This is a genomic window from Pseudomonas oryzagri, from assembly GCF_020831405.1.
Classification (GTDB): Bacteria; Pseudomonadota; Gammaproteobacteria; order Pseudomonadales; family Pseudomonadaceae; genus Geopseudomonas; species Geopseudomonas oryzagri.
Genome location: NZ_JAJHPU010000043.1, coordinates 644,993 through 670,835 on the forward strand (window position 1 = coordinate 644,993; position 25,843 = coordinate 670,835).

Annotated in this window: 23 protein-coding genes; 7 read left to right on the plus strand and 16 right to left on the minus strand. The window is 68.2% G+C overall.

Features of this window, described 5'->3' with window-relative positions; genetic code table 11:
- Positions 1 to 71: 71 nt before the first annotated feature.
- Positions 72 to 500, minus strand: a complete 429-nt coding sequence (locus tag LMJ29_RS19625; RefSeq protein ID WP_229607198.1) for a TOBE domain-containing protein — start codon at positions 498 to 500, stop codon at positions 72 to 74.
- 206 nt (positions 501 to 706) lie between these two features.
- On the opposite strand from LMJ29_RS19625, the gene LMJ29_RS19630 reads away from it, so the two are divergent.
- From LMJ29_RS19630 to LMJ29_RS19650, 5 genes are all read left to right on the plus strand, one after another.
- Positions 707 to 1,519 (plus strand): TOBE domain-containing protein, encoded by an 813-nt coding sequence (locus LMJ29_RS19630; RefSeq protein WP_229607199.1) that lies wholly within the window; start codon positions 707 to 709, stop codon positions 1,517 to 1,519.
- Between the two features lie 103 nt (positions 1,520 to 1,622).
- Positions 1,623 to 2,303: a molybdate ABC transporter permease subunit gene (gene modB, locus LMJ29_RS19635; protein WP_229607200.1), complete on the plus strand. Its 681-nt coding sequence runs from the start codon at positions 1,623 to 1,625 to the stop codon at positions 2,301 to 2,303.
- A 20-nt stretch (positions 2,304 to 2,323) separates the two neighbouring features.
- Positions 2,324 to 3,436, plus strand: coding sequence for a molybdenum ABC transporter ATP-binding protein (modC, locus tag LMJ29_RS19640; protein WP_229607201.1), 1,113 nt, complete (start codon positions 2,324 to 2,326; stop codon positions 3,434 to 3,436).
- 66 nt (positions 3,437 to 3,502) lie between these two features.
- Positions 3,503 to 3,784, plus strand: coding sequence for a hypothetical protein (locus LMJ29_RS19645; RefSeq protein ID WP_229607202.1), 282 nt, complete (start codon positions 3,503 to 3,505; stop codon positions 3,782 to 3,784).
- 133 nt (positions 3,785 to 3,917) lie between these two features.
- On the plus strand, positions 3,918 to 4,727 hold the full coding sequence (locus tag LMJ29_RS19650; RefSeq protein ID WP_229607203.1) for a BPSS1780 family membrane protein: 810 nt from the start codon (positions 3,918 to 3,920) through the stop codon (positions 4,725 to 4,727).
- A gap of 40 nt (positions 4,728 to 4,767) precedes the next feature.
- Here the strand turns inward: LMJ29_RS19650 and LMJ29_RS19655 are convergent, their stop codons facing one another.
- Complete coding sequence (locus LMJ29_RS19655) at positions 4,768 to 5,577, minus strand: cytochrome c (RefSeq protein WP_229607204.1); 810 nt, start codon at positions 5,575 to 5,577, stop codon at positions 4,768 to 4,770.
- A gap of 100 nt (positions 5,578 to 5,677) precedes the next feature.
- Between LMJ29_RS19655 and LMJ29_RS19660 the strand changes: the two genes are divergently transcribed.
- Entirely contained in the window at positions 5,678 to 6,565 is an 888-nt protein-coding gene (locus LMJ29_RS19660; protein WP_229607205.1) for an AEC family transporter, read from the plus strand.
- Positions 6,566 to 6,957: 392 nt separating this feature from the next.
- Here LMJ29_RS19660 and cobA read toward each other — a convergent pair whose 3' ends face one another.
- The 11 genes from cobA to alaC all read right to left on the minus strand — a co-directional run bounded on the left by cobA (position 6,958) and on the right by alaC (position 23,003).
- Positions 6,958 to 7,737 carry a uroporphyrinogen-III C-methyltransferase gene (cobA, locus tag LMJ29_RS19665; RefSeq protein ID WP_229607206.1) on the minus strand — a complete coding sequence of 260 codons (780 nt, stop codon included), beginning with the start codon at positions 7,735 to 7,737 and terminating at the stop codon, positions 6,958 to 6,960.
- 192 nt (positions 7,738 to 7,929) lie between these two features.
- Positions 7,930 to 10,632: a nitrate reductase gene (locus tag LMJ29_RS19670; protein WP_229607207.1), complete on the minus strand. Its 2,703-nt coding sequence runs from the start codon at positions 10,630 to 10,632 to the stop codon at positions 7,930 to 7,932.
- Between the two features lie 128 nt (positions 10,633 to 10,760).
- Positions 10,761 to 11,087, minus strand: a complete 327-nt coding sequence (nirD, locus tag LMJ29_RS19675; protein WP_229607208.1) for a nitrite reductase small subunit NirD — start codon at positions 11,085 to 11,087, stop codon at positions 10,761 to 10,763.
- A 114-nt stretch (positions 11,088 to 11,201) separates the two neighbouring features.
- On the minus strand, positions 11,202 to 13,652 hold the full coding sequence (gene nirB / locus LMJ29_RS19680) for a nitrite reductase large subunit NirB (RefSeq protein WP_229607209.1): 2,451 nt from the start codon (positions 13,650 to 13,652) through the stop codon (positions 11,202 to 11,204).
- Positions 13,653 to 13,971: 319 nt separating this feature from the next.
- A complete protein-coding gene (locus LMJ29_RS19685; RefSeq protein ID WP_229607210.1) occupies positions 13,972 to 15,642 on the minus strand; it encodes a bifunctional protein-serine/threonine kinase/phosphatase in 1,671 nt (556 codons plus the stop codon).
- A 279-nt stretch (positions 15,643 to 15,921) separates the two neighbouring features.
- Positions 15,922 to 17,133, minus strand: a complete 1,212-nt coding sequence (locus LMJ29_RS19690) for a nitrate/nitrite transporter (RefSeq protein WP_229607211.1) — start codon at positions 17,131 to 17,133, stop codon at positions 15,922 to 15,924.
- 432 nt (positions 17,134 to 17,565) lie between these two features.
- A complete protein-coding gene (locus tag LMJ29_RS19695; RefSeq protein ID WP_229607212.1) occupies positions 17,566 to 18,057 on the minus strand; it encodes a cytochrome C in 492 nt (163 codons plus the stop codon).
- Between the two features lie 110 nt (positions 18,058 to 18,167).
- Positions 18,168 to 18,962 carry an ABC transporter ATP-binding protein gene (locus LMJ29_RS19700; protein ID WP_229607213.1) on the minus strand — a complete coding sequence of 265 codons (795 nt, stop codon included), beginning with the start codon at positions 18,960 to 18,962 and terminating at the stop codon, positions 18,168 to 18,170.
- Between the two features lie 23 nt (positions 18,963 to 18,985).
- Positions 18,986 to 19,978, minus strand: a complete 993-nt coding sequence (locus tag LMJ29_RS19705) for an ABC transporter permease (protein ID WP_229607214.1) — start codon at positions 19,976 to 19,978, stop codon at positions 18,986 to 18,988.
- A 59-nt stretch (positions 19,979 to 20,037) separates the two neighbouring features.
- Entirely contained in the window at positions 20,038 to 21,408 is a 1,371-nt protein-coding gene (locus LMJ29_RS19710; RefSeq protein ID WP_229607215.1) for a CmpA/NrtA family ABC transporter substrate-binding protein, read from the minus strand.
- A gap of 371 nt (positions 21,409 to 21,779) precedes the next feature.
- The gene (alaC, locus tag LMJ29_RS19715; RefSeq protein ID WP_229607216.1) at positions 21,780 to 23,003 is read right to left on the minus strand and encodes an alanine transaminase; all 1,224 of its coding nucleotides are present in this window, start codon (positions 23,001 to 23,003) and stop codon (positions 21,780 to 21,782) included.
- A gap of 166 nt (positions 23,004 to 23,169) precedes the next feature.
- On the opposite strand from alaC, the gene LMJ29_RS19720 reads away from it, so the two are divergent.
- Positions 23,170 to 23,469, plus strand: a complete 300-nt coding sequence (locus LMJ29_RS19720; RefSeq protein WP_229607217.1) for a hypothetical protein — start codon at positions 23,170 to 23,172, stop codon at positions 23,467 to 23,469.
- A gap of 118 nt (positions 23,470 to 23,587) precedes the next feature.
- Here the strand turns inward: LMJ29_RS19720 and LMJ29_RS19725 are convergent, their stop codons facing one another.
- From LMJ29_RS19725 to LMJ29_RS19735, 3 genes are all read right to left on the minus strand, one after another.
- Entirely contained in the window at positions 23,588 to 24,166 is a 579-nt protein-coding gene (locus tag LMJ29_RS19725) for an ANTAR domain-containing response regulator (protein ID WP_229607218.1), read from the minus strand.
- 15 nt (positions 24,167 to 24,181) lie between these two features.
- Positions 24,182 to 25,393, minus strand: coding sequence for a CmpA/NrtA family ABC transporter substrate-binding protein (locus tag LMJ29_RS19730; RefSeq protein WP_229607219.1), 1,212 nt, complete (start codon positions 25,391 to 25,393; stop codon positions 24,182 to 24,184).
- 228 nt (positions 25,394 to 25,621) lie between these two features.
- The coding region (locus tag LMJ29_RS19735) for a hypothetical protein (RefSeq protein ID WP_229607220.1) at positions 25,622 to 25,843 on the minus strand (222 nt) is incomplete at its 5' end.

The following is a 25,843-nucleotide window of genomic DNA, read 5'->3' on the forward strand; positions in this document are numbered from 1 at the left end:
TTCCCCGGCGCAACGCAGAAGGGGACGTGCCCGGCCAGGCACGTCCCCTTGTCATTTGCGCTGCGGCCGGATCAGGCCGGCACGCCGAGGATCACGTTGGATGCCTTGATCAGCGCGGTGGCGGCGGAGCCGGGCTTGAGGCCCAGCTCGCTCACCGCTTCGCGGGTGACGATGGAGGTGACCTCGGTGCCGCCGGCCAGGGTCAGGACCACCTCCGTGTTGACCGAGCCCGGCTCGATGCTCTTCACCGTGCCGCGCAGCTGGTTGCGTGCCGACAGGCGCACGCCGCTGTCGTCCGTCATCAGCAGCACCCAGGGCGCCTTGACGATGGCCAGCACTTCGGCGCCCTCGGCCAGTTCCAGCGACTTCACGCTTTCCATGGTCACCACGGCGACCAGCTGGTCGCTGCCGCCCAGGTCGACGGCGACTTCCGCATTCACCGCACCCGGCTGCAGGGCGCTGATGGTTCCCTTGAAGACGTTGCGCGCGCTGATTTTCATGACGAGTTCCTTTTGCAAATCCTGGAGGGTTTGGTACATCCGCTATGTGTGCGACGACATAGGCGTGTCGGAAAGCCCACCACCGCGTCATGGACAACAGCTTAAGGATGCCGTTTATAGCGTTTCAACCATCGGAAATGGCCTTTGGTATGAAGCTTGCCTCCTATAAAGTCATCGCTATAGATAAGTCAGCAGGACCAGGGCAAATGACCTCCACCCGCTTTCTCGCGCGCATGTCGCTGGACACCGACGTCGGCACCGCGCTTTCCGATACCCGCATCCGCCTGCTCGAGGCGATCGAGCGCGAGGGGTCGATCAACCGTGCTGCCAAAACCGTGCCGCTGTCCTACAAGGCGGCCTGGGATGCCATCGACACCATCAACAACCTGGCGCCGGAGCCGCTGGTGACGCGGGTTTCCGGCGGACGGCAGGGCGGCGGGACGCAGCTCACCGAATACGGCCGGCGCATCGTGGCGATGTACCGAGCGCTGGAAATCGAATACCAGGCCGCCCTCGACCGCCTGTCCGCGCGTCTCGACGAGGTCAGCGGCGGCGACATCCAGGCCTTCCAGCGCCTGATGCACTCGATGAGCATGAAGACCAGCGCGCGCAACCAGTTCGCCGGCACCGTCACCGGCCTGCGTGTCGGCGGAGTCGACTACGAAGTGCGCATCCGCCTCGACGAGCACACCGAGATCGCCGCCATCATCACCAACGCCAGCGCGGAAAACCTCGGCCTGGCCATCGGCAAGGAGGTGTTCGCGCTGGTCAAGTCCTCCTCGGTGATGCTCACCACCGAGCGCGGCGTGAAGCTCACCGCGCGCAACCAGCTGTGGGGCGAGGTCGCCCAGGTCTACGAGGGGCCGGTGAACAGTGAGGTGACCCTGGTGCTGCCGTCCGGGCGCAGCGTGACCTGCGTGGTCACCGCCGACAGCTGCGCGGCGCTGGGCCTCGCGCCGGGCGTCGAGGCCTGCGCGTTCTTCAAGTCGTCCAGCGTGATCCTCGCGGCCTACGACTGAGCAGAGCGGAGTCGTCCATGAGCCATTCGCCGTTGTGCTGCATCGCCAATCCGCAGGGCCTGATTGAGGCGTGGCTGACAGATCGCCGACGGGAGCCCGGCCGATGCCGCTGACCGACCAGGATTTCGCCGCCCTGCGCCTGACGCTGGAGCTGGCCTCGTTGACCACCGTGTTGCTGCTGCTGATCGGCACGCCGATCGCCTGGTGGCTGGCGCACACCCGTTCGCCGCTCAAGGGGCCGGTGGGCGCGCTGGTGGCGCTGCCGCTGGTGCTGCCGCCGACCGTGCTCGGCTTCTACCTGCTGGTGACGATGGGCCCGCACGGCCCGGTCGGCCAGCTGACCCAGACGCTTGGCCTGGGCACGCTGCCGTTCACCTTCGCCGGCCTGGTGGTCGGCTCGGTGTTCTACTCGATGCCCTTCGTCGTGCAGCCGCTGCAGAACGCCTTCGAGGCGATCGGCGAGCGGCCGCTGGAGGTGGCCGCGACCCTGCGCGCCAGCCCGTGGGACACCTTCTTCAGCGTGGTGCTGCCGCTGGCCCGTCCCGGCTTCGTCACCGCCTCCATCCTCGGCTTCGCCCACACCGTCGGCGAGTTCGGCGTGGTGCTGATGATCGGTGGCAACATCCCCGAGCGTACCCGCACCGTCTCGGTGCAGATCTTCGACCATGTCGAGTCGATGAAATACGCCGAGGCGCACTGGCTGGCCGGTGGCATGGTGGTGTTTTCCTTCCTGGTGCTGCTCGCACTCTATTCCAGCCGGCGCGGCAAGCCGGGTCTGGGCTGATCGGACGGGAGTCCCTGTACATGAACGCCGCACTCGAACCCGCCCTGGCCGACCGCATCCACGCCCGTTTCCGTCTGGGCTGGGGCGGTTTCGCCCTGGATGTCGACCTGCAGTTGCCCGGTCGCGGCGTCACCGCGCTGTTCGGCCATTCGGGCTCGGGCAAGACCACCTGTCTGCGCTGCTTCGCCGGCCTGGAGCGGGCCGCCGAGGGCTACCTGGCGGTCAACGGCGAGCTGTGGCAGGACAGCGCCGCCGGCGTCTTCGTGCCCACCCACCAGCGCCCGCTGGGTTACGTGTTCCAGGAGGCCAGTCTGTTCCCGCACCTAAACGTGCGACGCAACCTGGAGTACGGCCTGAAGCGGGTCGACGCATCCAGCCGGCGGGTGTCCTGGGAGCACGTCATGGAGCTGCTCGGTATCGGCCATCTGCTCGAGCGCATGCCCGGCCACCTGTCCGGCGGCGAGCGGCAGCGGGTCGGCATCGCCCGCGCGCTGCTCACCAGCCCGCGTCTGCTGCTGATGGACGAGCCGCTGGCGGCGCTGGACCTGAAGCGCAAGAACGAGATCCTGCCCTACCTCGAGCGCCTGCACGACGAGCTGGATATCCCGGTGCTCTACGTCAGCCATGCCCCGGACGAGGTGGCGCGCCTGGCCGACCATCTGGTGCTGCTCGACCAGGGCCGGGTGGTCGCCCAGGGACCGCTGCAGCAGACCCTGGCGCGCCTCGACCTGCCCACTGCCTTGGGCGAGGACGCCGGCGTGGTGATCGAGGCGTACGTGGCCGACCACGACCAGGCCTATCATCTGACCCGCCTGGCCTTTACCGGCGGCTCCGTGCTGGTTGCCCGCCGGCCCGAGGCGGTCGGCCAGCGCCTGCGCTTTCGCGTGCATGCCCGCGACGTCAGCCTGGCGCTGTCGCGCTGCGAGGACACCAGCATCACCAACGTGATCGCCGCCACGGTCTGCGAGCTGGCCGCGGCGGACACCCCGGCCCACCTGCTGGTGCGCCTGGAGGCGGACGGCACGCCGCTGCTGGCGCGCATCACCCGCCGCTCCAGCGACCACCTCGGCCTGGCGCCGGGCTTGCGGTTGTGGGCGCAGATCAAGGCGGTGGCCCTGCTCGGCGAGAGTTGAGGGCGGACTAACCACTTCCCGCGCCGCTCACTAGACTGGGGAAAGTCCCTGCACGGAGATGCGACGATGAGGAAGAGCTGGATGGTGTTGCCGCTGATCGCCCTGACCCTGGCCGGCTGTGCGGGCAAGACGCAGAACCGCGACGGCTGCGCCTACTCGCTGGACACCGCCTGGAAGGAACTGGACATCGCCAAGGCCGAAGGTTTCGCCGGCACCGTCAGTTACTCCAAGGCCCTGTCGCTGCTCACCGCGGCCAAGACCCAGCAGCAGTTCGAGGCCTACGACGGCTGCGTGCAGAAGGCCGAGCGGGCGCGTTTCTACATCCTCGAGTCGCGCGCCGGGCGGTGAAGGGGCGGCCGTCCGAAAGGCAGAAGGCCGGCGCCGGCGCGAGCCGGGACGCGCTTCTGCTGGCAAGCACCCTCTCAGGCGCTATCGTCTGTGTATCCATCATCCAAGCCATCACGCGAAAGGAAGCGCCATCATGTCCAATCCCTATCAGACCCCGGCTGCCGAGTTGACCATGCCCGCGTCCTCCTCACGTCGCCAATTGGGCGATCCCGCCCGCCTCAACGCCAGTCGCGGGATCGACTGGCTCAGCGAAGGCTGGCGGCTGTTCATGCGGGCGCCGGGGATGCTGTTGGGCATCTCCGTGCTCATGGTGATCCTCTATGCATTGATGGCATTGGTCCCGCTGCTGGGCAACCTGGCGCTGCTGCTGCTGTGGCCGATGTTCACCGCCGGCCTCTTTCTCGCCCTCAGGCATGCCGATGAGGGGCAGCCGGTCACCTTCGCCGATCTGTTCGCGCCCTTCGCCGTCTGGCGCAGCCTGATGGGATTGGGCTGGCTCAGTCTGCTGGCGGGCGTGGTGGTGAGCATGATCGCGGCGGCGGCACTCTTCGCCTTCGGTGTGCTGACCACGATCACCAGCCAGGGCTTCGACCCGGCCGCAGGCTGGGGGCAGGCCGGAATGGGGATGATGCTCGTTCCTCTGCTGGTGGTGGCGCTGATGGCCGCTCTGAGCATGGGCTTCATCTTCTCGCCCATCCTGGTGTACCAGCACCAGGTGCCGGCCATGGAGGCGGTCCGCCTGAGTTTCGTGGCCTGCCTGCGCAACGTGCTGCCCTTCCTGCTGTGGGGGCTGGCCTTCCTGGCCGGAAGTTTCGTGGCGGGACTGCTGGGGGCGCTCATCCCGCTGCTCGGCGGCCTGGTGATGCTGGCGTTCTGCCTGCTGCTGGTGCCGCTGTCGGCCGCTTCGCTGTACTGCGCCTATCGCGACATCTTCTGGCATTGAGCAGTCGAACGCCCGACGCTCGTTGGTCGCGACGCCGCCGTCATTCGACGGCGGTCACTTTGCGTCCGGCCATGTGGCGCAGGTAGGCGATCAGCTGGTCGAGCTGGGCCTCGCTCAGCGCCGCCTCGGCAAAGCCCGGCATGCGCGCCTGCGGCCAGTGGCGCAGCGACTGCGGATCGCGAATGTAGCGGCGCAGCAGATCGGCGCGCAGGTACTCGGTGGGGTTGTAGGGCACGTTGAGGTCGGGGCCGAAGGCGGCGTCGCCCTGTTTGTTCAGGCGGTGGCAGGCCAGGCAATGCTTCTGGAACTGGGCGAAGCCCAGATTGGCCGGATCGTCCGCCGCCAGCGCCGGGTCGGGACGCAGCGCCGGAAAGCGCTCGGCCACCGAAGCCAGCACACGTAGCCGCACCATGCGGTAGGGCCACTGCTCGGGGCCGATCTGCTCGGCCTCGGGATCGGTCCACACCAGATAGAAGGGCCCGGCGCTCTTGCCGGCCTTGCCGAGCGCCGGCCAGGGCGCGGCCGGGTCCTCGACGGCCAGCCAGGCGCGCGCGCCGGGAGCGTCGAGCAGGGAAGCGGCGGGCAGCTCGGCGGCGAAGCCGTCGTCGGCCACCGCCTGCAGATGGGCCTGCGCCGTCACCCCCTTGAGCAGCTCGGCCAGCGGCAGGGCGCGATAGCGCATCGGTCGCTTGTAGGACACGTCGGCGGGAATCGTCACCTCGCGGCTGGCCGGATGGGCGAGCAGCTCGGCGCTGCTGTAACGGTGGCTGCCGTCGGCCAGTTCCACCAGCAGTTCGCCGGCGCTGGCGAGGGGGGCGAGCAGGGCGAGCAGGAGCGGCAGAACGCGCATGGCAGAGGCTTCCGGGCAAGGGGCTGGCGCGCAGCCTAGCAAACTTGGCAGGGCGCGTCCCGGCCGCGTAGCATCGTCTTCTTTGCCGCAAGGAAAGGTAATGTTCGCCGAGTTGTTCGCCGTGATGGCGCCGGTGTTGATCGTCGCCGGCATCGGCTACGCCTGGGTGCGTTCCGGTCAGGCCTATCCCACCGATTTCGTCGCCCGCCTGGTGCTGAACATCGCCACTCCGTGCCTGGTGCTGTCCAGCCTGAGCCGCACCCAGCTGGACATGCAGGCCTTCGGCCAGATGGCGCTGGCCTGCGTGGCGGTGTCGGTGCTGATGGGCGCGGTCGGCCTGCTGCTCAGCCGGGCCATGGCGCAGGACTGGAAGGTGCTGGTGCCGGCCTACCTGTTCCCCAATACCGGCAACATGGGCCTGCCGATCAGCCTGTACGCCTTCGGCGAGCATGGCCTGGCGCTGGCGGTGGCCTTCTTCCTGATGCTCTCGGTGGGGCATTTCACCTTGGGGATGATCCTTTCCGGCGCCGAGCGCTCGTGGCGCAAGCTGCTGGTCAACCCGATCATCCTCAGCCTGGCGGTGGCCCTGCTGGTCCGCCTGTTCGACCTCGAGCTGCCGCGCTGGCTGGCCAATACCACCAGCCTGCTCGGCGGCATGGCCATCCCGATGATGCTGATCACCCTGGGCGTGTCGCTGGCGAGCATTCGCGTGCAGCACCTCGGCCAGGGCATGCTGCTGGGCGGCCTGCGCATCCTTTGCGGCGCGGCGGTCGGCTGGCTGATCGCCGTGGCGCTCGGCCTGTCGCCGCTCGCGCAGGGCGTGCTGGTGCTGCAGTCGTCGATGCCGGTGGCGGTCTTCAACTACCTGTTCGCCGTGCGCGCCAACCGCTCGCCGGAAGCGGTGGCGAGCCTGGTGATGTGCTCGACGTTGTTGTCGTTCGCCCTGGTGCCGCTGCTGCTGGCCTGGTGGATTCCGGCGGTGCGCTGAAACCTCAGCTGACCAGGCGCGTCAGGTTGGGCAGGACCAGGAGGAGGGTGACGGCCAGTACGGCCAGGACGGCTTGCCGCCATTTCGGATTTTGCGAGGATTTGATCATTGTCGTACGCCTTCTTGTTGTTGTTGGCGACCGCGGAAGGCTCGGCTTCCCGCGGCTGCTGGCGTTCCAGCCGTTGTTCGCTTTGGGGCGGGTACGGCCGGCTGTTTGACTAATGTAGAAGGCGTGGCGGCAAAGGGTTAGTTGTTTTTCGTCCGAAAAAGTGTCGGCAGGGCATCAGCGGGCCGGGCCGTCGCCGCGAAGGCCCGCGCCAGAGGGGCTACGCGATGTCGGTCCGGCTGTCGGGGAATGGCGACCGTTCGTCCATCCCCCGTCCTGCGCTCGTTCAGTAGCGGCCGGCCACGGCGCGCAGGGCCGGCGCCGCGAGGTCCGCGGTCGCCGGCAGGTGCCGGACAGCCGATTGCGCCGCCACTTCGCCGATCACCAGGATCGCCGGGCTCTTCAGGCGGAAGGCGGCGGCGTCCTGCTGCATGGCGCCCAGCGTGCTGCGGCACTCGCGCTGCTGCGGCAGCGAGGCGTTCTCGATCATCGCCACCGGCAGGTCGTCGCGCATGCCGCCGGCCAGCAGGCCCTCGCGGATGTCGGCCAGCTTGGCCACGCCCATGTACACCACCAGGGTGGTGCCGGTCTGCGCCAGCGCCGGCCAGTTGAGGCTGCTGTCGTCCTGGGTGTGGGCGGTGACCAGGGTCACGCCACGGGCCACGCCGCGCAGGGTCAGCGGGATGCCGCAGTTGGTGGCGCCGGCCAGGCCCGCGGTGATGCCGTTGACGATCTCGGTGGCGACGCCATGCTCGGCCAGCCAGTCGGCCTCCTCGCTGCCGCGGCCGAAGATGCACGGGTCGCCGCCCTTCAGGCGCGCCACGCATTTGCCCTGGCGGGCGTAGCGCAGCATCAGGCGGTGGATGAACTCCTGCGGCGTGGAGCGGCAGCCGCCGCGCTTGCCGACGCCGATGACGCGGGCCTTGGGGCAGTGCTCGAGGACCGCCGGGTTGACCAGGTCGTCGATCAGCACCACCTCGGCCTCGCCCAGGGCGCGCACGGCCTTGAGGGTCAGCAGTTCCGGATCGCCGGGGCCCGCACCGATCAGCCAGACTTTTGCGCTCATGTTCACCACCTCTCTCGTGTCGCTTGCCGGCGCTGTCACGCCGGCGGGGGCATTCGTCGATCTGCGTAGGGTGGGTTAGCCGCTTGCGGCGTAACCCACCGACGATGCCGCCAGGCATCGTGATTGCCGGCCTTGCGGCCGGTTGGTGGGTTACGACCTGCGGTCTAACCCACCCTACGGTTCATCACCGGTTCAGGCCGGGGCCTTGGCCAGCATCCGCTTGATCTCCGGTACGCAGGAGCCGCAGCTGGTGCCGCACTTGAGTTCCTGCTTGAGGCCGTCGAGGTCGAGGCCGCGCTCGATGCCGGCGCGGATCGCCGTCTCGCCGACATTCATGCAGCTGCAAATCGTCTTGCTCTTGCAGGCCCCGACGTTGCCCGGCGGGGTGCTCAGCGGGGCGAGCAGCCAGCGGCGCAGCTCCACGTCGGCCTTGCCTTCCTCCCACAGCGCCTTCAGCCAGTCGCGCGCGGCGGTCTCGCCGGCCAGGCGGATGGCGGTGATGCGGTCGTCCTCGATGCGCACGCGCTTGCCGACGGTGCGCCGCGGGTCGTCGTAGGCCAGCACCGGGCCCTGGTCGAGGCCGAGCAGGGCGTCGATCTTCGCCAGCAGTTCGGCGTCCGGGGCGACGGCGCTGGCGGCCTTGACCAGCAGGGCCGGGCGCTCGCGGCCGGCCAGGGTCAGGCTGGCGTAGGGGAACTCCTCCAGCAGCGGGCGCAGGGCGGTGAAATTCTGCTGCACGTCGCCCTCGACCAGGGCGTACAGCTGCCAGGGCAGCTCGACCTTGTCCACCTCGACGCCGGCGTGCTTGAGTTCCGGCTGCTTGGACAGCGGGTCGTAGGCCGGCAGGGTCAGCACGTTGGTGCCCAGGCCCTTGAGGAAGCGGTCGCCCCAGTGCATCGGCAGGAAGGCCTGGCCGGGACGCACGGCCTCGTCGGCCTGCACCGGCACGATCAGCGCGCCGCGGCGGCTGCGCAGCTTGACCAGGTCGCCGCCGACCAGGCGCCGGCGGCGCAGCTCGTCCGGATGCAGCGACAGTACGGCTTCCTCGACGTGGCCGAACAGCCGGGCGACGGTGCCGGTGCGGCTCATGCCGTGCCACTGGTCGCGCAGGCGGCCGGTGTTGAGGGTCAGCGAATAGCGCGCCTCGCGCTGCTCCTGCGGCGCGCGGTAGGGATCGGCCAGGAAGCGCGCGCGACCGCTGGTGGTGGGGAACACGCCGTCGGCGTACAGGCGCGGCGTGCCGGCGATGGCGCCGGCCGGGAACGGCCACTGCTGCGGGCCGAGGTCGTCGATCAGCGCATGGCTGAGGCCGGACAGGTCCAGATCGCGGCCGGCGGTGAGCAGCTTGTATTCCTCGAACAGCGCGGCCGGGCTGGCGAAGTCGAACAGGCTCGGCTGGCCGGGACGCAGGCGCTGCTCCAGGCGGCGGGCGAAGTCGCAGGTGATCGCCCAGTCGGCGCGCGCCTCGCCCGGTGCCGGCACGGCGCGGCGCACGTGGCTGACGCGGCGCTCGGAGTTGGTCACCGAGCCTTCCTTCTCGCCCCAGCCGGCGGCGGGCAGCAGCAGGTCGGCGTAGCGGCAGGTCTCGGTGGTGGCGTAGGCCTCCTGGACCACCACGAACGGGCAGTTGGACAGCGCCTCGTGGATCTTCTGCTGGTCGGGCATCGACTGCGCCGGGTTGGTGCAGGCGATCCACAGTGCCTTGACCTTGCCCACGCGCACGGCCTCGAACAGCTCGACGGCGGACAGACCGGTGGTTTCCGGCAGGCTGTCGACGCCCCAGTAGCCGGCGACCTCGGCGCGGTGCTCGGCGTTGCCGGCCTCGCGGTGGCCGGGCAGCAGGTTGCTCAGGCTGCCGGTCTCGCGGCCGCCCATGGCGTTGGGCTGGCCGGTCAGCGAGAAGGGGCCGGCGCCGCGCTTGCCGATCTGCCCGGTGGCCAGGTGCAGGTTGATCAGCGCGCTGTTCTTGGCGCTGCCGGCGGCGGACTGATTCAGGCCCATGCACCACAGCGACAGGAAGGACGGCGCCTGCCCGATCAGTTCAGCGCAGTTCTGCAGGTCGTCGACGGAGATGCCGCAGATGTCGGCCACCGCCGCCGGGGTGTAGTCGCGCACCAGCTTCTTCAGGGCGTCGAAGCCTTCGGTGTGGGCGTCGATGTAGGCGCGGTCGATCCAGCCTTCCCACAGCAGGATGTGCAGGATGCCGTGGAACAGCGCCACGTCGGTGCCGGGCAGGATCGCCAGGTGCAGGTCGGCCAGCTCGCAGGTGTCGGTGCGCCGCGGGTCGACGACGATGATCTTCATCTCCGGGCGGGCCGCCTTGGCCGCTTCCAGGCGGCGGAACAGCACCGGATGGGCGTAGGCCATGTTGCTGCCGGCGATCAGCAGGCAGTCGCTGCTCTCGATGTCCTCGTAGGAGCAGGGTGGGGCGTCGGCGCCCAGGCTGCGCTTGTAGCCGACCACCGCCGAGGACATGCACAGCCGCGAGTTGCTGTCGATGTTGTTGGTGCCGACCAGGGCGCGGGACAGCTTGTTGAAGGCGTAGTAGTCCTCGGTGAGCAGCTGGCCGGAGATGTAGAAGGCCACGCTGTCCGGGCCGTGCTCGCGGATGGTCTCGGCGAACACGTTGGCGGCGTGCTCCAGTGCGCTGTCCCAGTCGGTGCGGGCGCGAGCGAGCTCCTTGCCCAGGCGCAGTTCGGGATGCAGGGCGCGGGCGGCCAGGTCGCCGGTGAGGTGCAGGGTCGAACCCTTGCTGCACAGGCGGCCGTAGTTGGCCGGATGCGCCGGATCGCCCTGTACGCCGGTAATGTGCTCGCCGTCGTGCTCGATCAGCACGCCGCAGCCGACGCCGCAGTAGCAGCAGGTGGAGGCGGTGGTCTGGGTCGGCCGGGTCATGGCAGTCGCTCCGTGTCGTTCTAGGGCATTGGGTGGACAACGCTTGGCTTGCCCACCGGATCATCTGTTGCCGGGGCAAACGCTGCGCGTTTCACCCCTCTGGTTCGTACTTCGGTGTCGCGGGTGGCTCAGGCGCCGCCTTGCATGCCATCGAGAGCCAGCAGCACGCGGCCGCCCTCGACCTTGACCGGATACTTGTGCGCGCAGCCGACGTCCGGCTCCAGGGCCTCGCCGCTTTCCAGGTCGATCTGCCAGTTGTGCAGCGGGCAGGCGACGCGCTTGCCGTAGATCAGGCCCTGGGACAGCGGGCCACCCTTGTGCGGGCAGCGGTCGTCGAGGGCGAACACTTCGTCTGCGGAAGTTCTAAACAGGGCGATGTCGCCCTTGGGGCCGGCGACGATGCGTGCGCCGAGCACGTTGATCTCTTCCAGGGCGCAGATATCCAGCCAGTTCATGTCGTTTCTCCTCGGTCTCGTTCGGTCGCTCGCGGTGTCGGGTGGCAGGGGCCGGCCCTGGCGGTGGCGTTTTCCTGGACGCCTCCGCCAGGACCCGCCCCTGGCAGGGCGGAGTCAGGCGGAGGTCGCCAGCCTGACCGGAATGCGCTCGAACTGCTTCTTCAGGGCCGGCTCCTCGATCTGCTGCTGCCACGGGTCCTGCTCGAAGCTCAGGGCGAACAGCAGGCGCTGGTGCAGTTCCTTGCGCTGCTGCTCGTCCTCGAGGACGATCTTCTTGATGTGTTCGAGGCCGACGCGCTGCATGTAGTGCACGGTGCGCTCGAGGTAGAAGGCTTCCTCGCGATACAGCTGCAGGAAGGCCAGGCTGTACTCCATGACTTCCTCGGCGCTCTTGACCTTGACGAAGAACTCGCCGGCCTCGGTCTTGATGCCGCCGTTGCCGCCGACGTAGATCTCCCAGCCCGAATCCACGCCGATGATGCCGACGTCCTTGATGCCCGACTCGGCGCAGTTGCGCGGGCAGCCGGAGACCGCCAGCTTGACCTTGTGCGGCGACCACATGGCGAACAGCGCGTGCTCCAGGTCGATGCCCATCTGCGTCGAGTTCTGCGTGCCGAAGCGGCAGAACTCGCTGCCCACGCAGGTCTTTACGGTGCGGATGGACTTGCCGTAGGCGTGGCCGCAGGGCATGTCGAGGTCCTTCCACATGCCGGGCAGGTCCTCCTTCTTCACGCCGAGCAGGTCGATGCGCTGGCCGCCGGTGACCTTGACCATCGGCACGTTGTACTTCTCGGCCACGTCGGCGATGCGGCGCAGCTCGGCCGGGCTGGTCACCCCGCCCCACATGCGCGGCACCACCGAGTAGGTGCCGTCCTTCTGGATGTTGGCGTGGGCGCGCTCGTTGATCAGGCGCGACTGCGGGTCGTCCTTGGCCTCGCCCGGCCAGGTGGAGATCAGGTAGTAGTTGAGCGCCGGGCGGCAGGTGGCGCAGCCGTTGGGGGTGCGCCACTCCATGAAGGCCATGGTGTCGGCCATCGAGGTCAGGTGGCGCTCGCGGATCGCCTTGCGCACCTGGCCGTGGTTGTAGTCGGTGCAGCCGCACACCGGCTTCTCGCTCTTGGGCTTGACGTCGGCGGCGCCGCCGACGGTGTTGATCAGGATCTGCTCGACCAGGCCGGTGCACGAGCCGCAGGAGCTGGCGGCCTTGGTGTGCTTCTTCACCTCGTCGAGGCTGAACAGGCCGTGTTCCTGGATGACCTTGACGATGCTGCCCTTGCACACGCCGTTGCAGCCGCACACTTCCATGTCGTCGGGCATGCTGGCGGCCTTGTCCTGGCCCTGGTGGCCGGCGTCGCCCAGGGCGTTCTCGCCGAACATCAGGTGATCGCGGATCTGGGCGACGTTGGCGTCCTCGCGGATCTGCCGGAAGTACCAGCTGCCGTCGGCGGTGTCGCCGTACAGGCAGGCGCCGACCAGCACGTCGTCCTTGATCACCAGCTTCTTGTACACGCCGCCGATCGGGTCGGAGAGGGTGATGGTCTCGGTGCCGTCCTCGCCCATGAAGTCGCCGGCGGAGAACAGGTCGATGCCGGTGACCTTGAGCTTGGTGGAGGTCACCGAGCCGCGGTAGCTGGCGAAGCCGAGCTGCGCCAGGTGGTTGGCGCACACCTTGGCCTGCTCGAACAGCGGGGCGACCAGGCCGTAGGCGATGCCGCGGTGGTTGGCGCATTCGCCGACCGAGTAGACGCGCGGATCGTAGGTCTGCATGGTGTCGTTGACCAGGATGCCGCGGTTGCACGGCAGGCCGGCGCGTTCGGCCAGTTCGGTGTTGGGACGGATGCCGGCGGCCATCACCACCAGGTCGGCGGAGATCACGTCGCCGTTGCCGAACTGGGCGGCGCACACGCGGCCCTCGCCGTTGTCCATCAGGCAGCTGGTCTGGGTGTTCAGGCGGAACTTGATGCCGCGCGCCTCCAGGGCGGTCTGCAGCAGCTTGCCGGCGGTCTTGTCGAGCTGGCGCTCGAGCAGCCAGTCGCCCAGGTGCACCACGGTGACGTCCATGCCGCGCAGCTTGAGGCCGTTGGCCGCTTCCAGGCCGAGCAGGCCGCCGCCGATGACCACCGCGTGGCGGTGGGTCTTGGCGGTTTCCATCATCATCTCGGTGTCGGCGATGTCGCGGTAGCCGATCACGCCCTCCAGGTTGTTGCCCGGGACCGGCAGGATGAACGGGTTGGAACCGGTGGCGATGAGCAGGCGGTCGTAGTGGAGCTGGCCGCCGTGCTGGTCGATCACCTTGCGGTTGCGGCGATCGATCTCCACCACCTTGCAGCCCAGGCGCAGGTCGATGCCGTTGGCCTTGTACCAGTCGAGGTCGTTGAGCACGATCTCCTCGAAGGTCTGCTCCCCAGCCAGCACCGGCGACAGCAGGATGCGGTTGTAGTTGGGGTGCGGCTCGGCGCCGAACACGGTGATGTCGTACATGTCGGGCGCGAGCTTGAGCAGCTCCTCGAGGGTGCGCACCCCGGCCATGCCATTGCCGACCATCACCAGCTTGAGCTTGTTCATGGTTTCTCTCCCATCGCGGAAACCGACCTGCGAAAACAAAAAAAGGCGTCCTGCTGTTGCCAGCAGGACGCCTTTGTCCGGATCCCGAGTCGCTCGGGGAGCGCGCCCCTCGCCGTTGAGGGTTACGCTCGATGTATTGTTGAAGGGGATAAAGCAGATTACGTGCCAGGTTTGCCGGAGCGGCTATTTACGGGGCCTGTGCGGCGGTGGCGGGGCGCCGGAGTGGCGGGCGGCGGGCTGCGCGGCACCGCTTTGAGGCGGATTGCATCGTTGTGGTGCATTGCCGGCCGCGGGGGAGCCGGCCGGCGGGTGCCGCGACTTACGGCTTGAGGGCCAGCACCAGCAGCATCAGGTTGGCCAGCAGCGAAACCAGGGCCAGGCCGCGCCAGAACTTCAGCGGCTCGCGTTCCAGCAGCGGGCGGGCCGGCAGGTCGCGGGCGCGGCGCTCGCCCTGGTCGAGAGCGAGCAGCCATTCCTCGGCGGTCTCGAAGCGCTGCGCCGGATTGGCGGCCACGGCCTTGAGCAGCAGTTCGTCGAGCCAGGTCGGCAGGTCCGGGCGGTAGCGGCTGGCCGCGGTCGGCGCCTTGTTCGGCGGCTGCTGGAAGGGTTCCAGTTCGCCGTAGGGATAGTGGCCGGTGAGCAGGCGATACAGGCAGACGCCGGCGGCGAACAGGTCCTGGCGCGGCTCCGGCGCCGTGCCGGCGAAGGCCTCCGGGGCGATGTAGCTGGGCGTGCCGGGCAGGCTGTGCGCCTCGTCGCGGGACAGGCCGGGGCAGTAGGCCAGGCCGAAGTCGAGCAGCAGCAGGTCGCCGCCGTCGCCGACCAGCAGATTCTCCGGCTTGATGTCGCGGTGCAGGATATTGCGCCGGTGCAGCTGGCTCAGGGCCCGCAGCAGGCCGCGCGCATGCTGCAGCCAGTCGGCCAGCGGCAGCGGGCCCTGCTGGTCCAGGCGCGCGGCCAGGGTCTGGCCGGCGTACTCGCGCATCACGAAGTACAGGTGCTGGCGCTGCGGCAGGCCGTGCACCTCGGGGAAGCCGAGGCCGGCGACCCGGCGCAGAAACCATTCCTCCTGGAGCAGCGCCTGCTGGGCGCCGGCCTCGTCGGCGCGACCGGTGGGCAGGGTCTTGAGCAGCCAGGGGCGCTGCTGGCCGTCGCGCACCCGGTAGAGCAGCGACTGGCGGCTCTCGGCGAGCAGCCCTTCGACCTGCCAACCCTCGAAGCTCTGGCCCTCGCGCAGGCGCGGCGGCAGCGGCCACTCGGGCAGGCTGGCGAGGGCGTCGGCCAGGCTGGCCTCGGGCAGCTCGTCGACGCGCACCACCACGGCGCTGGCGTTGTCCTGGCTGCCGGCGTGGTGGGCGGTGGCGACCAGGGCGGCGGCGACCGCCTGCGGCTCGCGCTCGGCGTCGAGGATGTCGCGGATCACGCCGTCGTCGAGTACCGCCCAGATGCCGTCGCAGAGCAGCAGGAAGGTTTCGCCGGCCTGCAGGTCGCCGTCCAGGTAGTCCATTACCAAGTGCTGGTCGAGGCCGAGGGCGCGCTTGAGCACGTGCTGCATGCCTTCCTGTTCCCAGACGTGCTCGCTGGTCAGGCGCTGCAGCTTGCCGGCGTGCCAGCGATAGGCCCGGCAGTCGCCGACGTGGGCGAGGGTGAAGCGGCGGCCGCGCAGCACCAGGGCGGTGAGGGTGGTGAGCAGCGGCTGGCCGCCGCCGGCGCTCTGCAGCCAGCGGTTGTGGGCGACCAGCAGGCGGTCCAGCGATTGCGCCACCGGCCAGGTTTCCGGGGTGGCGTAGTAGTCCAGGGCCAGCGCCTGCAGGGTGGCGCGCGCGGCCAGGCCGCCGTCGGCGCACTGGCTGACGCCGTCGGCCAGGGCCAGCAGATGGCCCTTGCTGGCGGCCAGCGCCGGCGCCGGAGTCACCACGCGGATGGCGTCCTGGTTCTCGTCCCGCGGGCCGGTGGCGGTGGCTTCGCCGATGGTCAGTTGCAGGGGCATGGGGTGGTCCCAGGTTGTTGTCGAAGGCTCCCACGCCCGGTTCGAGCAGCAATGGGTGTCGGTGCGGCACGCGGCGGCTTTATCAAGCGTAGGGTGGAGAACTCGCGAAGCGATTTTCCACCGGGAGACCTCGAGTCCCCGCTGGTGGACAAGGCTGCGCCGTTGTTCACCCTACGGTTTCGCTGGCTCCCACGCTGCTGCGTGGAAGTCCGGAGGCTGGACGCCTCATGCGCCGTGCCCACGACGGAGCGTGGGCACGGTCATACGCTTCCTGGAGTTTTAGACCCGCGCGGCCGTCACCGCAGCCGAACCCCAGGTGGTGCGCCAGCGCAGCTTGACGCTGTGCAGGCCGATCCAGGCGACCACGCCCAGCGAAGCGAACAGCCACAGGCCGATCTGGTAGTCGCCGGTGGACTGCTTGATGGCGCCCAGGCCCGCGGTCAGGCAGAAGCCGCCGATGCCGCCGGCCATGCCGATCAGGCCGGTCATCACGCCGATGGTCTGGCGGAAGCGCTGCGGTACCAGCTGGAACACCGCGCCGTTGCCGGCACCCAGGCTGAGCATGGCGACCACGAACAGGGCCAGCGCGGCGGTCGAGCTGGGCAGGTTGAAGCCGACCACGGTGATGCACAGCGAGGCGACGGTGTACATCACCAGCAGAGTGCGGATGCCGCCGATGCGGTCGGCCAGGGCGCCGCCGAGCGGGCGCAGCAGGCTGCCGGCGAACACGCAGGCGGCGGTGTAGTAGCCGGCCTTGACCGGGTCGAAGCCGTACTGGTCGTGGAAGTAGCCGGGCAGGGTGCTGGCAAGGCCCAGGAAGCCGCCGAAGGTGACGCTGTAGAACAGCATGAACCACCAGGTGTCACGGTCGGCCAGCGCCTTGAGGTAGTCGCCGACGGCCTTGGGCTTCGGGCGCTCCGGGGCGTTCTTGGCGGCGACGGCGAAGATCGCCAGGGTCAGCACCAGCGGGATCAGCGCCAGGCCGAACACGTTGCTCCAGCCGAAGGCGCTGGCCAGGCCCGGGGCGAACAGCGCGGCGAGAACGGTGCCGGAGTTGCCGGCGCCGGCGATGCCCATGGCCTTGCCCTGGTGCTGCGCTGGATACCACTGCGAGGCCAGCGGCAGGGCGACGGCGAAGGAGGCGCCGGCGAAGCCGAGGAACAGGCCGAGCAGCAGGGCCTGCTCGTAGCTGTGCACGCCCAGCGTCCAGGCCACCGCCAGGGCGGCGATAACGATCACCTGGCCGACCAGGCCGGCGGTCTTCGGCGAGGTGCGGTCGGCGAACATGCCCATCAAAAAGCGCAGCACGGCGCCGGCGAGAATGGGGGTGGCGACCATCATGGCGCGCTGCTGGGTGGTCAGCCCCAGGTCGGTGGCGATCTGCACGCCCAGCGGGCCGAGCACGTACCAGACCATGAAGCTCAGGTCGAAATAGAGGAATGCGGCGAACAGGGTCGGGGTGTGGCCGGCTTTCCAGAAACTCGTGTTCATCTTGTGGCACCTCTAAGCAAGGTTCGCGAAAAAAGACCGGGGAACGGGTGGCGGCTTGGCTGCTCCACCCGCATCCCCGGAAACACCCGGCTTGTGGCTGGGCGTTGGTGGCAAAGCCACCTAGGGACAGGACACCTGAGCGCCGGGCGGATCGCGCCGCGGCGTTCGACCCCGTTCGTTGGGGCAAACAAAAAAGGCGTCGCAACACTGCAGCCGGAGCTGGGTGGTGCGACGCCTTTGTCGTGGTGGAGCAGCCGCCGTTGGCTGCCTTTGCCAGAGATAGAGCAAGAGCTGTGCCAGGGTTGCGAAAAGCCCGAAATCAGGCTTCCGGGCGCTTCACGGCCGGCGCTGGTGATTCAAAACGGGGCGTCGCGGCGCGTCGTGCGCCGCGAAGGGGCGTTGGCCTGGCTCTTTGGCTACTTGCCTGCTGGGCTACTTGTTGGCGGCCGGTGGCATGGGGAACATCACCACCGGGCCTTCGGGCAGGTCGCCGGGCGGCAGGGCCATGGGTGCCGGCGCGCCGGCCGGGCCGAGATGCTTGACCAGCTGGTAGATGGCGCGCAGGTCGTCGTCTGTCATGCGGTGCAGGGTCTGGTTGGGCATCGGCGGGCGGAAGTTGGCGCCGCGCGCCAGGGCCAGCCACTGGCTTTCGCTGAGGTCGCTCAGCGCCAGGCGCAGGTTGCTCGGGTAGGTGGTGCCCCAGGGGCCGTACCAGCCGAGGCTGTCGCCCTTCAGCCAGTCGCTTTCCGGCACCTTGTCCGGGCCCATCAGGTAGCCGGAGGTGTGGCAGTCGTTGCAGCCGGAAATCTGCACCAGATAGCGGCCGCGGGCGAGCAGGGCGTCGTCGGCCGCCTGGGCCGGCGGGAGGGCGGCCAGCAAGGCGAGCGAGACGGCGGGGAGCAGGGTGCGGGTAGGGGATGGCATCGGTGACGCTCCTGTCGGGATGGCGAGTCTCCACAGGTATAGCCCAGGTTGCCGGGGCGGACGCTCCGCCTCCCGGCTGCCCGGCCCTGGCGGGACCGGGCGCGGGGCACTCAGGCCGCCGGCCGGCGCTGACGCTGGTAGAGGAACTCCAGCACCGCGGCGCGGTACTCGTGGTAGCGCGGATCGTGGGCCAGCGCCATGCGCTCGCGCGGCCGGGCGAGGCGGACGTCGAGGATGTCGCCCACGGTGGCCGACGGGCCGTTGCTCATCATCACGATGCGGTCGGAGAGCAACACGGCCTCGTCGACGTCGTGGGTGATCATGATCACCGTGTTGCCGAGCTCGGCGTGGATCTCCATCAGCGAGTCCTGCAGGTGGGCGCGGGTCAGCGCGTCGAGGGCGCCGAACGGCTCGTCCATCAGCAGCACCTTGGGCTGCATGGCCAGCGCGCGGCCGATGCCGATGCGCTGCTTCATGCCGCCGGAGATCTCGCTGGGGCGCTTGTCGCGGGCGTGGGTCATGTGCACCAGCTCGAGGTTGTGCTCGATCCACTCGCGCATCTCGGCCTTGCTCTTCTTGCCCTTGAACACCTGCTGCACGGCCAGTTCGATGTTCTGGTAGCAGGTCAGCCAGGGCAACAGGCTGTGGTTCTGGAACACCACCGCGCGCTCGGCGCCGGGGGAGTTGACCTCCTTGCCGTCGAGGATCACCCCGCCGGTGCTGGCCTGGTAGAGGCCGGCGACGATATTGAGCACGGTGGACTTGCCGCAGCCGGAGTGGCCGATCAGCGAAACGAACTCGCCCTTGGCGATCTTCAGGTTGACGTTCGAGAGGGCGCAGAACAGGCCCTTGTCGGTGGGGAAGCTGATGCCGACGCCGGTCAGTTCGAGGTGTGCGTTGTTCATGGCAGACTCCTGATTGAGGGCGCTTAGCGCAGGTCGGCGTTCTTGTCCCAGCTGACGCGGCGCTGGAGCAGGAGCATGAGGCGGTCGAGGACGAAGCCGATCAGGCCGATGGTCAGCACGGCGACCATGATGCGGCCGAGGGAGTTGGAGCTGCCGTTCTGGAACTCGTCCCAGATGAATTTGCCGAGGCCCGGGTTCTGCGCCAGCATCTCGGCGGCGATCAGCACCATCCAGCCGGTGGCCAGCGACAGGCGCAGGCCGGTGAAGATCATCGGGATGGCGGCGGGCAGCACGATGCGGCGCACGTGGTCGAGCGGCGACAGGCTGAGCACGCGGCTGACGTTGAGCAGGTCCTTGTCGAGGGCGGCGACGCCGACCGTGGTGTTGATCACCGTCGGCCACAGGCAGCACAGCGCCACGGTGAACGCCGAGGTGACGAAGGACTTGGCCAGCAGCGGATCGGCGCTGGTGTAGACGGCGCTGACCACCATGGTCACCAGCGGCAGCCAGGCCAGCGGCGAAACCGGCTTGAACACCTGGATCAGCGGGTTGATGGCGGTGTAGATCGGCTTGCTCAGTCCGCAGACGATGCCCAGCGGGATGGCCAGCAGCGAGGCGATGGCGAAGCCGCTCATCACCGTGTACAGGCTGGTGAGGATCTGCTTGAAGAAGGTCGGCTTGCCGGTATAGGGACGCACGGTGACCTTGGCGTCGGGATCCTTGGCCAGGCGTTCGGCGTTGCGCACTTCCTGGCGCTCGTAGAACTCGTCGGCCTTGCGCTGCTCGGCGAAGTGCTCCTCGACCAGGCTGGAGAACTGGCTGGCCACCTGCACCGGGCCGGGGAACTTGCCCAGGCTGGTATCGATGCTGCCGGCGACGACCTGCCAGAACATCAGGAAAACCAGGATGCCGGCGGCGGGCAGCAGCAGGATGGGTGTCCAGCGCTGGACCAGCGCGGCCTTCTGGGCGGACTTGATGGTGTCCTTGATCGGTTGGGCGACGGCGGGGTTGCTCATCGTCTGTTCCTCTGTGCAGTGGGGAGCCGGCGTGGCCGGCTCCCGGGACGGGTCGGGCATCACAGGCTGGAGTCGGACTTCAGGCCGATCTTGAAGCTCTGGATGTACGCATTCGGCTGGCGCCCGTCGTAGGTGATGCCGTCGATGAACTCGTTGGTCGGTGCGCGGAAGCCTTCCTCGCTGGCCGGCGGGAAGTCGGCGGCCTGCGCCTTGCCCTCGGCGACCAGCTCGGCGGCGGCGCTCTGGTAGGTTTGCGGCTGGTAGACCTTTTTGGCGGTCTCGAAGTACCAGCTGTCCGGCTTGGTCTCGCCGATCTGCCCCCAGCGGCGCATCTGGGTCAGGTACCAGATGGCGTCGGAGTAGTAGGGGTAGGTCGCGTTGTGACGGAAGAACACGTTGAAGTCCGGTACGTCACGCTTGTCGCCCTTCTCGTACTCGAAGGTGCCGGTCATCGAGTTGGCGATCACCTTGGCGTCGGCGCCGACGTACTCGGGACGCGAGAGGATCTCCACCGCTTCGGCGCGGTTGGCGTTGTTGTTCTCGTCCAGCCACTTGGCGGCGCGGATCAGCGCCTTGACCAGGCGCTTGTGGGTTTCCGGGTTGGCGTCGGCCCAGGCCTTGGAAACGCCGAACACCTTGTCCGGGTTGTTCTTCCAGATGTGCACGTCGGCCACCACCGGCACGCCGATGCCCTTGAACACCGCCTGCTGGTTCCACGGCTCGCCCACGCAGTAGCCGCTGATGGTGCCGGCCTCCATGGTCGCCGGCATCTGCGGCGGCGGGGTCACCGAGAGCAGGGCGTCGGCGTTGATCTGGCCGCTGGTGTCGCCTTTTTCCGGGGCGTACAGGCCCGGGTTGATGCCGCCGGCGGCCAGCCAGTAGCGCAGCACGTAGTTGTGGGTGGAGACCGGGAACACCATGCCCAGGTTGAACGGCTTGCCCTGGGCCTTGTACTTGTCGATCACCGGCTTGAGCGCGTCGGCCTTGATCGGGTGGACCGGCTTGCCGTTTTCCATCGGCACGTGCTTCTTCATTTCCTCCCAGACGGCGTTGGACACGGTGATGCCCTTGCCGTTGAGGTCCATGGAGAAGGCGGTGACCACCTCGGCCTTGGTGCCGAAGCCGATGGTGGCGCCCAGCGGCTGGCCGGCCAGCATGTGCGCGCCGTCCAGTTCGCCGGTGATCACCCGGTCGAGCAGCACCTTCCAGTTGGCCTGCGCCTCGAGGGTGACGTAGAGGCCTTCGTCCTCGAAGAAGCCCTTCTCGTAGGCGATGGCCAGCGGGGCCATGTCGGTGAGCTTGATGAAGCCGAGCTTGAGTTGTTCCTTTTCCGGATCGGCGGCCAGGGCAATGGCGCTGCCAAGAAGCAGGCTGGCGGCGCAGGTCAGCTTGGCCAGGGTGTTTTTGATGGAGCGACGGCGATCGTGCATGGTGATTTCCCTAAGGTCAGAAACGAAAAAAGACGTCGCAAACGAGCCGATCATGCTGGGATCAGCTGGCTTTTGACGTCTTTGTCAGTTCGTCCCGATCACCGCCGTTGGCGATCCGAAGACGGATGTACGGTGACTGTTGCAAGTGGCTTGCCAGGTTTTTCGTCGATGGCCGGATTATCTGAGTCGCATGGAAAAATGTTCGGAAAATCAGCGACTTGTAGTTTGTTGCGAAGAAGCGGGAGGGCGCGGTCAGGGGCGTTCGGAGAGGGGGTGGGGCGGCGGTGCGCGTGTTGCGGGCGGCTCGTGCGCTATTGGTGCGCGTCAGGCGGGGGCACCGACGCCCGCTTTGCGGGCGTCGGTGGTCAACTTCAGGGCTCCTTGCGGGCCTTGGCCTCGAGCAGGCCGTCGGCGCGGAACATCGCCTTGATGCCGCGGATCGCCTGGCGGGTGCGGTCCTGGTTCTCGATCAGCGCGAAGCGCACGTGGTCGTCGCCGTAGTCGCCGAAGCCGATGCCCGGCGAGACGCACACCTTGGCCTCGGCCAGCAGCTTCTTGGAGAACTCCAGCGAGCCGAGATGGGCGTAGGCCTCCGGGATCTTCGCCCAGATGTACATGGATGCCTTGGGCTTCTCGACCATCCAGCCGATCTCGTGCAGCCCCTTGACCAGCACGTTGCGGCGTTCGCGGTACTGCTCGGCGATGTCGCGCACGCACTGCTGGTCGCCTTCCAGCGCAGCGATGGCAGCCACCTGCAGCGGGGTGAAGGTGCCGTAGTCGTGGTAGCTCTTGATCCGCGCCAGGGCGCTCACCAGTTCCTGGTTGCCGACCATGAAGCCGATCCGCCAGCCGGCCATGTTGTAGCTCTTCGACAGGGTGAAGAACTCCACGGCGACGTCCTTGGCGCCCGGCACCTGCATGATCGACGGCGCTTTCCAGCCGTCGTAGACGATGTCGGCGTAGGCCAGGTCGTGCACCACGAGGATGCCGTGCTGCTTGGCCAGCGCTACCACACGCTCGAAGAAGTCCAGCTCCACGCACTGCGCAGTGGGGTTGGAGGGGAAGCCGATGATCATCATCTTCGGCTTGGGGATCGCCTCGCGGATCGCCCGTTCCAGCTCGGCGAAGAAGTCCACGCCGGGCACCAGCGGCACCGAGCGCACCTGGGCGCCGGCGATCACCGCGCCATAGATGTGGATCGGGTAGCTGGGATTGGGCACCAGCACGGTGTCGCCATGGTCGAGGGTGGCCAGCATCAGGTGCGCCAGGCCTTCCTTGGAGCCGATGGTGACGATGGCTTCGCTGTCCGGATCGATCTCCACGTCGTAGCGATCCTTGTACCAGCGCGAGATGGCGCGGCGCAGGCGCGGGATGCCGCGGGAGGTGGAGTAGCCGTGGGTGTCTTCGCGCTGGGCGACCTGCACCATCTTCTCGACGATGTGCGGCGGCGTGGCGCCGTCGGGATTGCCCATGCTGAAGTCGATGATGTCCTCGCCACGGCGGCGGGCGGCCATCTTCAGCTCGGCGGTGATATTGAAGACGTAGGGGGGGAGACGATCGATGCGCGCAAAACGGCGCTTGGCTTGTTCGGCCATGATTTCCTCAGAAGACGTAAGCGCCCGGAACCGTCCGAGCGACGTTGGCCAGTGCGCTGGCCTGCCGGAGCACCATACGCTGGCCGACCAGCGGCTGCAAGCGTCTGGCGAGAAGCTGGCGCGGTTAGTGCTGGGAGTTCGTCCTTCCAGTCACAGAGTGCAGTTCATGAAAGCAGTCAGTCTCAGGATAGGCACGCAACGCTCGGTTGGCAGCGAGTTTCTCGACACCCAGTTCGGTAGCAAGAAATTCAGCATCACGGTGACCAGGAGCCCCGACCAGCTGGTCGCCGACCGCGCCCTGCCGGAGGGCGCCGACGTGCAGGTGGCGGTGCTGGACAATCCGTTCCGCCTGACCCGCGACCTGACCAATATCCTCGGCTCGGCGCGTTCGGGCGACTCGCTGGTGCTGGTCTGCGGGGGCGACAAGCTGTACCGGGCGACGCTGAAGTTTCTCGGTCTGGCTTGAAGCGGCGGGAGCCTGGCGGCTGTAGCGATCGCGCCATGCTGGCGGGCGATGTCGGGGTTGCGACAGATGCGGTGCCCACGCGGCAGCGTGGACACCCTCGGGGAGAGCGGGTGGGGTGTCAGTTGCCCAGCATCTCGTGCATCGAGATGATCTGCTCGGCCACCTGGATCAGCTTCTGCTGCTTGCTCATCGCCTGGCGGCGCATCAGGGTGTAGGCGTCTTCCTCGTTGCACTGGCGCATCTTCATCAACAGGCCCTTGGCCAGTTCGATGCGCTTGCGCTCGGCGAGCTGCTGGTCGCGGGCGTTGAGCTGGGCGCGCAGGGCCTGGTCGCTCTCGAAGCGGGCCATGGCCACGTCGAGGATCGGTTGCAGGCGCTGGGCGTGGATGCCTTCGACGATGTAGGCGCTGACCCCGGACTGGATGGCCTGGCGCATCACGCCGGGGTCGTGCTCGTCGGTGAACATGACGATGGGGTGCGGCTGGTCGCGGCTGAGCAGGCAGACCTGCTCCATCATGTCGCGGCCGGGCGATTCGCTGTCGATGAGGATGACGTCCGGACGCACGGCGGCCACCCGCGCCGGCAGGTCGACGGTCAGGCCGGACTCGTCGATCACCTCGAAGCCGGCCTCGTTCAGCGCGGTCTTCAGGCGGCCGACCTTCTTCGCGGTGTCGTTGATCAGGAGGATGCGCAGCATAGGCAGGCTCCGGGGTCAAAGGGCCAGCGACTGGCGTTCGGCCAGCGCGTGCAGGGCGAAGCTGTGGGCATAGGCGACCGGATCGCTGCCGTCCCAGACCTTGCCGTCTTCCAGTATGGAGCGACGCATCGGCTGCGGCACGGCGATGCCCAAGGCGCTGGCGGCCTCGCGGTACAGCTCGAGTTGATGCACCTGGCTGGCCAGCTCATGGTACTGCGGATCGTCGCGCAGGAAACCCCAGCGGCGGAACTGGGTCAGGAACCAGATGCCATCGGACAGGTAGGGCATGTTCACCGCGCCGTCGGCGAAGAAGCGCAGCGGGTGGGCGTCCAGCCAGGCATGGCCGAGGCCGTCCTGGTAGTGGCCGAGGAAGCGCGGCTCGAGGGTACTCACCGGTGCGTTGACGAACTCGGCGGCGCTGAGCAGCTGGGCGGTGCTGCGGCGGTTCTCCACGCTCTCGTCGATGAAGCGACTGGCCTCGAGCAGGGCCATGGTCAAGGCGCGGGCGCTGTTCGGGCATTCTTCGACGAACTCGCGGGTGACGCCCAGGACCTTCTCCGGGTGATCCGGCCAGATCGACTGGCTGGTGGCGATGGTGAAGCCGAGATTCTCGTCCACCGCGTGGGCACCCCAGGGATCGCCGGCGCAGAAGCCGTCGATGCGTCCGGCGCGCAGGTGGGCGACCATCTGCGCCGGCGGCACCACCACGCTGTGCACGTCGCGCAGTGGGTGGATGCCCTGGCTCGCCAGCCAGTAGTACAGCCACATGGCGTGGGTGCCGGTGGGGAAGGTATGGGCGAAGGTCAGGCGTGCACCGCTCTGGTGCGTGCGCTGGCGCAGTGCTTCGCCAGTGGTCACGCCGGCCCCGCGCAGGGCGCTGCTCAGGTTGATCGACTGGCCGTTCTGGTTGAGGCCCATGAGGATGGCCATGGCGGTGGCCGGGCTGCCGAGGCCGAGGTGGATGCCGTAGATCTGGCCGTAGAGCATCTGCGCGGCGTCCAGCTGGCCGCTGAGCAGCTTGTCGCGCAGGCCGGCCCAGGACGCCTGGCGGCGCAGGTTGAGGGTGAGGCCGTAGGGTTGGGCGAAGCCTTGGGTGGCGGCGACGATGAGGGGCGCCGAGTCGGCCAGGGCCATGAAGCCGAGGTCGAGAACGTTCTTTTCCGGAGCATCCGAGCCGGCGGCCCAGGCCAGGGCGTCAGGGCGAGGCGTTGCTTGGTGGTCGGTCATCGCATTTGTTCCATCGCTGAACAAAAAAACGCCGTATCGATCATCGCGCGAGGCGACAGCCGAATACGACGCCATTGTCGTGAACGACTCCGCCGTTGGAGCGTTCTGATGATGAGCTTTAAGCAAGCCGCATGCCAGCGTTGGCCTGCGGCCAGTGCAGGATGCAGGAAAGAAAAAGCCCCGCACGGGGCGGGGCTTTTTCCTACAGCGGTTTAGCGCTTACCGGACTCAGGCCTGCAGCACCGGGATGTTGGCCTTGGCGGCAGCATCCTTGTACTCGGCGATCTGGTCGAAGGACAGGTAGCGGTAGATGTCGGCAGCCATGCTGTCGATGTTCTGCGCGTAGCCCATGTACTCCTCGACGGTCGGCAGCTTGCCGAGGATGGAGGCGACCGCCGCCAGCTCGGCCGAGGCCAGGAACACGTTGGTCGCATCGCCCAGACGGTTCGG

What these genes read in the sequence shown, in the direction of transcription:
- LMJ29_RS19625 (WP_229607198.1), bottom strand. Translation starts at nt 500, where the DNA reads ATGAAAATCAGCGCGCGCAACGTCTTCAAGGGAACCATCAGCGCCCTG.
- LMJ29_RS19630 (WP_229607199.1), top strand. Translation starts at nt 707, where the DNA reads ATGACCTCCACCCGCTTTCTCGCGCGCATGTCGCTGGACACCGACGTC.
- modB (WP_229607200.1), top strand. Translation starts at nt 1,623, where the DNA reads ATGCCGCTGACCGACCAGGATTTCGCCGCCCTGCGCCTGACGCTGGAG.
- modC (WP_229607201.1), top strand. Translation starts at nt 2,324, where the DNA reads ATGAACGCCGCACTCGAACCCGCCCTGGCCGACCGCATCCACGCCCGT.
- LMJ29_RS19645 (WP_229607202.1), top strand. Translation starts at nt 3,503, where the DNA reads ATGAGGAAGAGCTGGATGGTGTTGCCGCTGATCGCCCTGACCCTGGCC.
- LMJ29_RS19650 (WP_229607203.1), top strand. Translation starts at nt 3,918, where the DNA reads ATGTCCAATCCCTATCAGACCCCGGCTGCCGAGTTGACCATGCCCGCG.
- LMJ29_RS19655 (WP_229607204.1), bottom strand. Translation starts at nt 5,577, where the DNA reads ATGCGCGTTCTGCCGCTCCTGCTCGCCCTGCTCGCCCCCCTCGCCAGC.
- LMJ29_RS19660 (WP_229607205.1), top strand. Translation starts at nt 5,678, where the DNA reads ATGTTCGCCGAGTTGTTCGCCGTGATGGCGCCGGTGTTGATCGTCGCC.
- cobA (WP_229607206.1), bottom strand. Translation starts at nt 7,737, where the DNA reads ATGAGCGCAAAAGTCTGGCTGATCGGTGCGGGCCCCGGCGATCCGGAA.
- LMJ29_RS19670 (WP_229607207.1), bottom strand. Translation starts at nt 10,632, where the DNA reads ATGACCCGGCCGACCCAGACCACCGCCTCCACCTGCTGCTACTGCGGC.
- nirD (WP_229607208.1), bottom strand. Translation starts at nt 11,087, where the DNA reads ATGAACTGGCTGGATATCTGCGCCCTGGAAGAGATCAACGTGCTCGGC.
- nirB (WP_229607209.1), bottom strand. Translation starts at nt 13,652, where the DNA reads ATGAACAAGCTCAAGCTGGTGATGGTCGGCAATGGCATGGCCGGGGTG.
- LMJ29_RS19685 (WP_229607210.1), bottom strand. Translation starts at nt 15,642, where the DNA reads ATGCCCCTGCAACTGACCATCGGCGAAGCCACCGCCACCGGCCCGCGG.
- LMJ29_RS19690 (WP_229607211.1), bottom strand. Translation starts at nt 17,133, where the DNA reads ATGAACACGAGTTTCTGGAAAGCCGGCCACACCCCGACCCTGTTCGCC.
- LMJ29_RS19695 (WP_229607212.1), bottom strand. Translation starts at nt 18,057, where the DNA reads ATGCCATCCCCTACCCGCACCCTGCTCCCCGCCGTCTCGCTCGCCTTG.
- LMJ29_RS19700 (WP_229607213.1), bottom strand. Translation starts at nt 18,962, where the DNA reads ATGAACAACGCACACCTCGAACTGACCGGCGTCGGCATCAGCTTCCCC.
- LMJ29_RS19705 (WP_229607214.1), bottom strand. Translation starts at nt 19,978, where the DNA reads ATGAGCAACCCCGCCGTCGCCCAACCGATCAAGGACACCATCAAGTCC.
- LMJ29_RS19710 (WP_229607215.1), bottom strand. Translation starts at nt 21,408, where the DNA reads ATGCACGATCGCCGTCGCTCCATCAAAAACACCCTGGCCAAGCTGACC.
- alaC (WP_229607216.1), bottom strand. Translation starts at nt 23,003, where the DNA reads ATGGCCGAACAAGCCAAGCGCCGTTTTGCGCGCATCGATCGTCTCCCC.
- LMJ29_RS19720 (WP_229607217.1), top strand. Translation starts at nt 23,170, where the DNA reads ATGAAAGCAGTCAGTCTCAGGATAGGCACGCAACGCTCGGTTGGCAGC.
- LMJ29_RS19725 (WP_229607218.1), bottom strand. Translation starts at nt 24,166, where the DNA reads ATGCTGCGCATCCTCCTGATCAACGACACCGCGAAGAAGGTCGGCCGC.
- LMJ29_RS19730 (WP_229607219.1), bottom strand. Translation starts at nt 25,393, where the DNA reads ATGACCGACCACCAAGCAACGCCTCGCCCTGACGCCCTGGCCTGGGCC.